General features: G+C 41.9%; 10 protein-coding genes. 8 read left to right on the plus strand and 2 right to left on the minus strand.

Annotated elements, in window-relative coordinates; genetic code table 11:
- Window positions 1–127: 127 nt before the first annotated feature.
- The 5 genes from liaF to HMPREF1150_RS10550 are packed head-to-tail and all read left to right on the plus strand — an operon-like array spanning window position 128 to window position 4,251.
- Window positions 128–823 carry a cell wall-active antibiotics response protein LiaF gene (liaF, locus tag HMPREF1150_RS10570; protein WP_002893496.1) on the plus strand — a complete coding sequence of 232 codons (696 nt, stop codon included), beginning with the start codon at window positions 128–130 and terminating at the stop codon, window positions 821–823.
- The gene (locus tag HMPREF1150_RS10565) at window positions 820–1,839 is read left to right on the plus strand and encodes a sensor histidine kinase (RefSeq protein ID WP_002893495.1); all 1,020 of its coding nucleotides are present in this window, start codon (window positions 820–822) and stop codon (window positions 1,837–1,839) included. Before liaF ends, HMPREF1150_RS10565 begins: the two co-directional genes overlap by 4 nt.
- Complete coding sequence (locus HMPREF1150_RS10560) at window positions 1,817–2,449, plus strand: response regulator transcription factor (protein ID WP_009659067.1); 633 nt, start codon at window positions 1,817–1,819, stop codon at window positions 2,447–2,449. Before HMPREF1150_RS10565 ends, HMPREF1150_RS10560 begins: the two co-directional genes overlap by 23 nt.
- A gap of 39 nt (window positions 2,450–2,488) precedes the next feature.
- The gene (locus tag HMPREF1150_RS10555; protein ID WP_009659048.1) at window positions 2,489–3,889 is read left to right on the plus strand and encodes a bifunctional Cof-type HAD-IIB family hydrolase/peptidylprolyl isomerase; all 1,401 of its coding nucleotides are present in this window, start codon (window positions 2,489–2,491) and stop codon (window positions 3,887–3,889) included.
- Complete coding sequence (locus HMPREF1150_RS10550) at window positions 3,889–4,251, plus strand: S1 RNA-binding domain-containing protein (RefSeq protein WP_002901252.1); 363 nt, start codon at window positions 3,889–3,891, stop codon at window positions 4,249–4,251. Before HMPREF1150_RS10555 ends, HMPREF1150_RS10550 begins: the two co-directional genes overlap by 1 nt.
- A 107-nt stretch (window positions 4,252–4,358) precedes the next feature.
- On the opposite strand, the gene cysK is transcribed toward HMPREF1150_RS10550, so the two are convergent.
- Window positions 4,359–5,288, minus strand: coding sequence for a cysteine synthase A (gene cysK / locus HMPREF1150_RS10545; protein ID WP_009659037.1), 930 nt, complete (start codon window positions 5,286–5,288; stop codon window positions 4,359–4,361).
- A 100-nt stretch (window positions 5,289–5,388) separates the two neighbouring features.
- Window positions 5,389–6,021: a YigZ family protein gene (locus tag HMPREF1150_RS10540; RefSeq protein WP_032905335.1), complete on the minus strand. Its 633-nt coding sequence runs from the start codon at window positions 6,019–6,021 to the stop codon at window positions 5,389–5,391.
- A gap of 56 nt (window positions 6,022–6,077) precedes the next feature.
- Between HMPREF1150_RS10540 and HMPREF1150_RS10535 the strand changes: the two genes are divergently transcribed.
- The 3 genes from HMPREF1150_RS10535 (at window position 6,078) to raiA (ending at window position 8,662) form a co-directional block, all read left to right on the plus strand.
- Complete coding sequence (locus tag HMPREF1150_RS10535; protein WP_009659043.1) at window positions 6,078–7,376, plus strand: DEAD/DEAH box helicase; 1,299 nt, start codon at window positions 6,078–6,080, stop codon at window positions 7,374–7,376.
- The gene (locus tag HMPREF1150_RS10530; protein WP_009659032.1) at window positions 7,373–8,038 is read left to right on the plus strand and encodes a ComF family protein; all 666 of its coding nucleotides are present in this window, start codon (window positions 7,373–7,375) and stop codon (window positions 8,036–8,038) included. The genes HMPREF1150_RS10535 and HMPREF1150_RS10530 overlap by 4 nt, the downstream gene beginning before the upstream one ends.
- An 81-nt stretch (window positions 8,039–8,119) precedes the next feature.
- The gene (gene raiA / locus HMPREF1150_RS10525) at window positions 8,120–8,662 is read left to right on the plus strand and encodes a ribosome-associated translation inhibitor RaiA (protein ID WP_002893481.1); all 543 of its coding nucleotides are present in this window, start codon (window positions 8,120–8,122) and stop codon (window positions 8,660–8,662) included.
- Window positions 8,663–8,852: the final 190 nt, after the last annotated feature.

Consider the following 8,852-nt stretch of genomic DNA (forward strand, 5'->3'; position numbering starts at 1 on the left):
TAAGCTTTCTGGCTTGAAAGGATGTTTTTTTTCTTTTTTGCTGGACAAATTTCCCCATTTCATGCCTTGGACGGAGGATTTTTGGCCTAATTTTGTTAAAATAGGAAGGTAGAGAAAGGAAACGGCTATGTGGAAGGTTCAATTATTTGTCTTTGTTGAAACAGTCTTATTATCCATGGCATTGGTTACCATGTTGGCAGCTGATTTTTCACGTGTTGTCATTATCTTGGTCCTTTTTTTGCTGCTGCTCTATTATTACTTCGGCAAGCAAAAAGGGAATTTTCTGCTGGTCGCTTCCATGATTATGCTGTTTTTCATTATCATGCTCAATCCCTACGTCATTGCTGCCCTTTTATTCGCGCTGGTTTATGGAATGATTGTGGCCTACCCATACATTTATAAGGAAAATCAAGAAACCCATCTCGTTTACGAAGAAGATGTGGAAATTCAGAGTGAGAAGAATCGCTGGTTGGGGGACCTGCAGCATTTTTCTAAGGATAGCTGTCAATTCCACGACATCAATCTCTTGCGCATTGTTGGGAAAGACACCATTCATTTGGAAGACGTGATTTTGGTCAACCATGATAATGTCATTGTCATTCGAAAGGGGTTTGGTGATACCAAGATTATTGTGCCGCTGGATGTGGAAATTCAGCTGCAAATCAATACTCTTTACGGGGAACTGAACTTTCTGCATCATCCATCCCGCAAGCTGCGCAATGAAACCATTTCGCTGACGACACCAGACTATAAACGGGCCAATAAGACAGTGAAGATTGTCCTCGTCAGCTTCTTAGGAAATGTGGAGGTTGTCAGAAAGTGAAGAAATCAAATTATTTTCTCATTCTCCTCTATACTTTCTTTGTCTTATTTATCATCTTTCACTATATTTTCAATATTTTTGATTTTACTTGGCAGGAGCTCTTTGATGATTTGGAGTTGTTGCAGTCATTTGTTTTCTTTGTTGTGATTATTGGTTTATCACTGACCATTCTGATTGTGATAGCAGCCCGCTTGATACAATATCTGTCGGTAGCCCATGTGCAAAAAAATCTTCGGCGTTTGCTGGATGGACGGAGGCTGGAGCCGACAGATCAGCCTGAACTGGATAGCTCTCTGCATCAGCTTGAGAGAAGGCTGCACCGTCTGACAGAAAATCTCCAAAAGTCTGAGAACCAAACCCTGCAGACGGAAGAGAAAATTATCGAAAAAGAACGGCGGCGGATTGCGCGCGATTTGCACGATACTGTCAGTCAGGAATTATTTGCAGCCAATATGATTCTTTCAGGAGTGGCTGGAAATGTAGAACGGCTTGATGGAGAAAAGCTGCAAAAACAGCTCAAGGGGATTGCCGATATTCTTGACACAGCCCAGAAGGATTTGCGGATTCTTCTGCTCCATCTACGGCCTACAGAGTTGGAAAATAAGACTCTGGTAGAAGGCATGGATGTGATTATCAAGGAGCTGACTGATAAAAGCGACATTGATGTTCACTTCAATCATCAGGTTGGGCATCTACCCAAACAGATGGAGGAGCATGTTTTCAGAATCATGCAGGAAATTATTAACAACACATTGCGCCATGCCCAGGCCAGTCGGCTGGATATTTACCTCTATCAGGCACCTAATGAACTTAAAATCAAGGTGTCTGATAATGGCGTCGGTTTTGATCCGTTGGCTCAGGATGAACTCAGCTACGGCTTGAAAAATATGGAAGACCGTGTACGGGATATGGCGGGTACCTTTAAGCTTTTGACAGCCCCCAGAAAAGGTCTTTCTATTGAAATCACGATACCTTTACTAGAAGGAGAAGATCATGAAGATATTGTTAGTGGATGACCACCAGATGGTCAGATTGGGATTGAAAAGTTACCTGGAACTGCAAGATGGTATAGCTGAAGTATCTGAAGCAGTCAATGGTAAAGAAGGCGTTGAGCAAGCTTTAGCAAGTCGTCCGGATGTGATTATCATGGATATCGTCATGCCTGAGATGAATGGGATTGAAGCGACACTGGCCATTTTGAAAGAGTGGCCGGAAGCAAAGATTCTGATTTTGACTTCTTATCTGGATAATGAAAAAATTTATCCTGTTCTGGATGCAGGCGCTCATGGATACATGCTCAAGACTTCCAGCGCTGAGGAAATTCTCCGTGCTGTCAAAAAAGTGGCCAAGGGAGAATTTGCCATTGAAACAGAGGTCAGTAAGAAAGTGGAGTATCATCGTAACCATATTGAGCTCCACGAAGATTTGACAGCTCGTGAGCGTGATATTTTAGGGCTTTTAGCCAAGGGTTATGAAAATCAACGGATTGCGGATGAGCTCTTCATTTCCCTCAAAACGGTCAAGACCCATGTCTCCAATATCCTGTCTAAACTGGAAGTGAGCGACCGTACTCAGGCAGTTGTTTATGCTTTTCAGCACCATCTTGTCCCACAAGAAGACTTTTAATGGTATAATAGAAAAGATTAAGATTGGACAAGGGGAGATATGGACGCGAAATTAAAGTATAAGGCAAAAAAGATAAAAATTGTCTTTTTCGATATAGATGATACCCTGCGGGTCAAGGATACAGGTTTTATCCCAGACTCTATCCAGATAGTTTTCAAGCAGTTGAAAGACAAAGGGATTTTGACGGGTATTGCGTCTGGGAGAGGAATGTTTGGTGTCGTGCCGGAATTGAGAGCTTTGCAGCCAGACTTTTTCGTTACCCTGAACGGAGCCTATGTCGAAGACAGCAAAGGGAAGGTTATTTCTCAGACGGTTATCCCGTCTGATAGAGTGAAGTCCTATATTGCTTGGGCTCAGGAGGAAGGGATTGACTATGGTCTGGTCGGTAGCCATGGAGCAGCCTTGTCCAATCGAAATTCTCTGATTTCAGAGGCCATTGATGTAGTTTATCCAGATTTGCCTGTTAACCCAGACTTTCATTTAGACAAGGATATTTATCAGCTTTGGACCTTTGAAGATAGAGGAGATAGCCTGCAGCTGCCAGACGCGTTAGCGGAGCATCTGCGTTTGGTTCGCTGGCATCCTCATTCGTCAGACGTGGTACCGACAGAAGGTTCCAAGGCAGCCGGAGTTTCCAAGGTTGTCGAGCATCTAGGCTTCAAACCTGAAAATGTCATGGTTTTTGGCGACGGGCTCAATGATCTGGAATTGTTTGACTATGCAGGAATCGGAATTGCCATGGGCGTTTCCCATGAAGAACTGCGAAAAAGAGCAGATTATATTACAAAAACAGTAGAAGAAGACGGTATTTTTGCCGCTTTAGAGGAGTTAGGTATGGTAGAAAAAGAATTACATTTCCCACAAGTAGAACCTGCAGCAGCTGAAGGTCCAAAAGCGACTATCAAGACTAATCATGGTGACATGACAGTTCATCTGTTTCCAGAACAGGCACCAAAAACAGTAGCTAACTTTATTGCCCTTGCTAAAGATGGATATTATGACGGTGTGATTTTCCACCGCATTATTCAGGACTTTATGATTCAGGGTGGCGATCCTACTGGTACCGGTATGGGCGGTCAGTCTATCTATGGTGAGAAATTTGAAGATGAGTTTTCACCTGAACTGTACAATATTCGTGGAGCTCTTTCCATGGCAAATGCTGGACCGAATACTAACGGCAGTCAATTTTTCATTGTTCAAAATAAAAATCTTCCTTATTCAGCTAAGGAATTGAGCCGCGGCGGCTGGCCTGAAGCTATCGCTGAAGTCTATGCCAGTCAGGGAGGAACACCGCATTTGGATCGGCGCCACACTGTCTTTGGTCAGCTGGCTGATGAAGCGTCCTACCAAGTTTTGGACAAGATTGCAGCTGTTGAGACGGGGGCTATGGATAAGCCGGTGGAAGATGTTGTGATTGAGACAATTGAGGTAGAAGACTGATGAAAATCGGTGACAAATTAAAAGGCAAAATCACTGGGATTCAGCCTTATGGAGCTTTTGTTGAGCTGGAAAACGGAACGATTGGCCTGATTCATATTTCAGAAATTCGTCCGGGCTATATTGAAAATATCCATGATAGTGTAAAGATTGGCCAGCAAGTCTTGGTACAGGTTGTGGACTATGATGAATTTTCTGGGAAGTCCAGTCTGTCCATGCGGACCCTAGAAGAAGAAAAGCACCGCCTCCCTAGACGCCACCGCTTTTCAAACGACCGCTGTAAAATTGGTTTTGAGCCTTTAGGCAGACAGCTGCCTATCTGGATTAAAGAGGCAAAAAAATTCTTAAAAGAAGAAAAAGTTTAAAAAATATCCTGTTCCATAAGAGAACAGGATATTTTTGTTTTAGGTAGAAATGTCGTTCAATTCATAGCCAACTGCTAAGTTGAAACGGACTTGTTTTTCAAAAAATACTAAGCATCAAATTCATAGAGGGCAGTAGACAGGTAGCGTTCGCCGTTATCAGGTGCCAGAGCAAGGACTTTCTTGCCAGCTCCTAGTTTTTTCGCTACTTCAATAGCTGCGAAAATAGCAGCAGCAGATGAGATTCCCACTAAGAAGCCTTCCTGACCGCCAATATAGCGTCCGAATTCCAGTGCTTGATCAGAAGTTACGCGGACAATACCGTTGTAGGCTGCTGTATCCAAAGTCTCTGGAATGAATCCAGCTGAAAGTCCTTGGATTTTGTGAGGACCTGGCTTCTCACCAGAAAGGATAGCAGATTCATCTGCTTCAACTGCATAGGTTTGGATGTCTGGATTAACTTTTTTGAGAGCGTGAGATACACCGGAAATAGTTCCGCCAGTTCCGACACCGCCAACAAAGGCATCCAGTCCAGTTTCACCGAAAGCAGCGATGATTTCTGCTCCTGTTGTTCGTTCGTGAACCTCTGGATTGGCCGGGTTGTTAAACTGCAGCGGCAGCCAGCCATTTCGTTCTTGGGCGATTTCTTGTGCTTTTGCAATGGCACCTTTCATTCCTTCACTACCTGGAGTCAAGACTAACTCAGCACCATAAGCTTGGATAATCTTGCGCCGCTCCACACTCATGGTCTCTGGCATAACAATGACAACCTTGTAACCTTTAGCTGCTCCAACCCAAGAAAGACCAATACCGGTATTTCCGCTGGTTGCTTCAACGATGGTATCGCCAGGATTGATAAAGCCATCGCGTTCAGCCGCCTCAATCATGCTGAGAGCAATCCGGTCTTTGACAGAAGAGCCAGGATTGAAAGCCTCTAACTTCACATAAACCTCAGCAGCTCCTTCTGGAACCAAGTTGTTCAATTTGACGATGGGAGTTTGCCCAATTAGTTCTGTAATGTTTTGATAAATACGTGACATAGAATACATACCTCAATATAATTTAATAGAATTAGTATAAAATGAAACAAGAGCTTTGTAAAATATAAAAAAGCTATGAGAGCCATAGCTTTTCTTTATGTCAAAACGTCGAGGGGACTTCTACTTGGCGCAGTCCTTGATCCATCATCTCCAATTTGCCCTTAAAAAACTCAGTCAGTTTATCTTTGAGCAGCTCTCTTTCACCTTTGTCAACGAAAAGAAGAGTGGAGACGGTATCTGTAAATTCAGTATCGTATTCAGCAAGATTTTCTGCCTTAAGAAAATTCGTAAAATCCTGATATTGGCTGTAAGACAGTTTTAAGCGCAGGCCAACCTGTTCTTTTATTTCAACCAGTCCAATCTCCTTAATAGCCAGAGCAACACTGCCGGCATAAGCCCGAATCAGACCGCCGGCTCCTAGTTTAATACCGCCAAAATAGCGAGTAACGACCACGCAAAGATTGGTCAATTCATGCTTTTCTAGAACTCCCAGCATAGGAACTCCGGCTGTTCCGCTAGGCTCCCCATCATCGCTGGTTCGTTTAATATCGCTCTTTTCTCCAATGATAAAAGCAGAGCAGTTATGGGTAGCCTTGTAATGTTCTTTTTTTATAGCAGCGATAAAAGCGCGAGCCTCTTCCTCGGAGTAAACTCTTTTCACATGGCAGATAAAGCGGGATTTTTTAATTTCCTCTTGAACCATACCATCTTCTTTAATTGTCTTAAATTCCATAACTATATTTTACAAAAAAAAGACGAATTTTGCCAAAAAATTACGAATAAATAAGTATGTTAGAGTTACAAGATTGTTTAGGACGGATATTTACAGAAAGTCAGTTAGAGCCTAGCTTGCGAGCACAAGCAAAAGCAATTCCCAGTATCCGAGAAGAAAAAGGCAAGCTCCTATGTGGACGCTGTAACAGCTTGATTGAACGAGAAAATCAACTGCCGGTTGGAGCTTATTATTGTAGAGAATGCTTAATCTTGGGCCGGGTACGGAGTGACCAAAAACTTTACTATTTTCCTCAAGAGGATTTTCCTAAGAATCAGGTGCTTAAATGGCAGGGGCAACTGACAGAGTTTCAGGGGAAGGTCTCCAAAGGCTTACTGGATGCGCTAGAGAAAAGACAGAATACGTTAGTGCATGCTGTTACTGGCGCTGGAAAAACAGAAATGATTTACCAAGTGATTGCAAGAGTTATTGATAGAGGAGGAGCTGTTTGCTTGGCCAGTCCGCGGATTGATGTTTGTTTAGAGCTTTATCGGCGCCTTAAAGAAGATTTTTCTTGTGAAATAGCCCTTCTGTATGGGGAGTCAGAAGCTTATTTCCGCAGTCCCTTGGTGATTGCCACCACCCACCAGCTCTTAAAATTTTATCGGGCTTTTGATTTGTTGATTGTGGACGAGGTAGACGCTTTTCCTTATGTGGATAATCCCATGCTGTATCACGCTGTAGAGCGTTCTGTGAAAGAGGATGCTACAACTATTTTTCTGACAGCCACTTCCACAGATGAACTGGATAAAAGAGTTCAAAAAGGCCAGCTGAAACGCCTGAGTCTTCCCAGAAGATTTCATGGTAATCCCTTGACTATCCCTCAGAAAGTTTGGTTATCTGATTTTCAAAAATATCTTCAGAAGAAGAAAATAACACCTAAGCTTTTAAAATATATAGAAAAACAGAGGCAGACTCAATTTCCTCTCTTGATATTTGCTGCAGAAATTCAAAGAGGAGAGGATGTTGCACAGGCTTTGCAGATTGCTCTGCCAGATGAAAAGTTGGCTTTTGTCGCCTCCACAACAGAAAATCGTCTGGAAATTGTCGAACAGTTTCGTCGCAAGGAGATTACTATTTTGGTGACAACGACTATTTTAGAGCGTGGGGTAACCTTTCCTGGCGTAGATGTTTTTGTCTTGGAAGCCAATCATCGCTTGTTCAGCCGTAGTGCTCTGGTTCAGATTTCAGGCCGAGTTGGCCGCAGTATGGATAGACCTACTGGACAGTTGCTATTTTTTCATGATGGGACTACCCTTGCTATGGAAAAGGCAATTCGAGAAATGAGAGATATGAATAAGGAGGCAGGATTGTGACAGAGTGTCTTTTATGTAAAGGGCAAATTGAGGAGAAAGGTAGTTTTTTGCAGCTTTTTCTATTAAAAGGAGAAGGAGCAAGCTGCTGCTCCACTTGTTATCAAAATTTTGAACGCATATCTGAAGAGTATTGCCCTCGCTGTTTTCGCAACGGGAAATCAGATTTATGCACAGATTGTCAAAAATGGGAGAAAGAGGGAAATCAAGTCCAGCATCAGTCACTATTTACCTATAATGATGCAATGAAGGCTTATTTCAGCCAATACAAGTTTCAGGGAGACTATGCATTGCGTTTTGTATTTGCAAAAGCAGCTAAAAAAGCAGTCAAAATGTTTAGAGAGCATACCATTGTTCCGATTCCAGTGAGTAACGAAAAATTTCAAGTGAGAGGTTTTAATCAAGTGCAGGGGATTTTAGATGCTGCAAACTTGTCATATAGAAATATCTTAGAGAAAAAAGACACCCTAGCACAGTCGAGCAAGACACGTGAGGAGCGTCTGCAGACGCAGCAGGCTTTTGAAATTAGGAAAGGAATTGATTTGCCAGATAAAATTTTGCTGGTTGATGATATTTATACGACTGGCAAAACCTTGCAATTAGCCAAGCAAATCTTGCTGGAAGCAGGAGTGAAAGAAATTTTGACATTTTCAATCGCAAGATAAGAAAAAATTTGCAAAAAAAGAATGAAAGCGTTATAATGATATTGTAAATAAAACATTTATGTTTAGAAAGAAGGTACTTATATGCTTAAATATAGTATCCGTGGTGAAAACCTAGAAGTAACAGATGCTCTCCGTGACTACGTAGTTTCTAAACTTGAGAAGATTGAGAAGTATTTCCAAGCAGAGCAAGAACTTGATGCGCGTGTGAATCTCAAGGTTTACCGTGAAAAGACTGCGAAAGTGGAAGTGACAATTCCGCTAGGCTCTATCACTCTTCGTGCAGAAGATATCTCTCAGGACATGTATGGATCAATTGATTTGGTCACAGATAAGATTGAGCGCCAAATCCGCAAAAATAAGACCAAGATTGAAAGAAAGAATCGCAATAAGGTTGCTACAAGTCAGCTTTTTACAGATTCCTTTGCTGAAGAGGCAGAAGAAATTCCGTCAAAAGTTGTCCGTTCAAAACATATCGATTTGAAGCCGATGGACTTGGAAGAAGCGATTCTGCAGATGGATTTATTGGGCCATGATTTCTTTATCTATTCTGATGCAGAGGACAGCAGCACGAATGTTATATACCGTCGAGAGGATGGAGATATTGGCCTGTTAGAAGTCAAATAAATGAGAAAAGAAGGTTGAGAACATGATTCTCAACCTTTTTATTTTATAGAAAGTTATACTGTCAGATGATATAAACAAGCCCCTACTTACAAAGAATTAACTTTATACTTAGTAAAAAAATAAAATTTTTAAAAAAAATTAGAAAAGGTATTGACAGGTTGGTGGTATAGGTGATATACTAATATAGTTG

Origin of the sequence: Streptococcus sp. AS14, assembly GCF_000286495.1 — a bacterium.
Classification (GTDB): domain Bacteria; phylum Bacillota; class Bacilli; order Lactobacillales; family Streptococcaceae; genus Streptococcus; species Streptococcus sanguinis_P.

What these genes read in the sequence shown, in the direction of transcription:
- liaF (WP_002893496.1), top strand. Translation starts at nt 128, where the DNA reads ATGTGGAAGGTTCAATTATTTGTCTTTGTTGAAACAGTCTTATTATCC.
- HMPREF1150_RS10560 (WP_009659067.1), top strand. Translation starts at nt 1,817, where the DNA reads ATGAAGATATTGTTAGTGGATGACCACCAGATGGTCAGATTGGGATTG.
- HMPREF1150_RS10555 (WP_009659048.1), top strand. Translation starts at nt 2,489, where the DNA reads ATGGACGCGAAATTAAAGTATAAGGCAAAAAAGATAAAAATTGTCTTT.
- HMPREF1150_RS10550 (WP_002901252.1), top strand. Translation starts at nt 3,889, where the DNA reads ATGAAAATCGGTGACAAATTAAAAGGCAAAATCACTGGGATTCAGCCT.
- cysK (WP_009659037.1), bottom strand. Translation starts at nt 5,288, where the DNA reads ATGTCACGTATTTATCAAAACATTACAGAACTAATTGGGCAAACTCCC.
- HMPREF1150_RS10540 (WP_032905335.1), bottom strand. Translation starts at nt 6,021, where the DNA reads ATGGAATTTAAGACAATTAAAGAAGATGGTATGGTTCAAGAGGAAATT.
- HMPREF1150_RS10535 (WP_009659043.1), top strand. Translation starts at nt 6,078, where the DNA reads ATGTTAGAGTTACAAGATTGTTTAGGACGGATATTTACAGAAAGTCAG.
- raiA (WP_002893481.1), top strand. Translation starts at nt 8,120, where the DNA reads ATGCTTAAATATAGTATCCGTGGTGAAAACCTAGAAGTAACAGATGCT.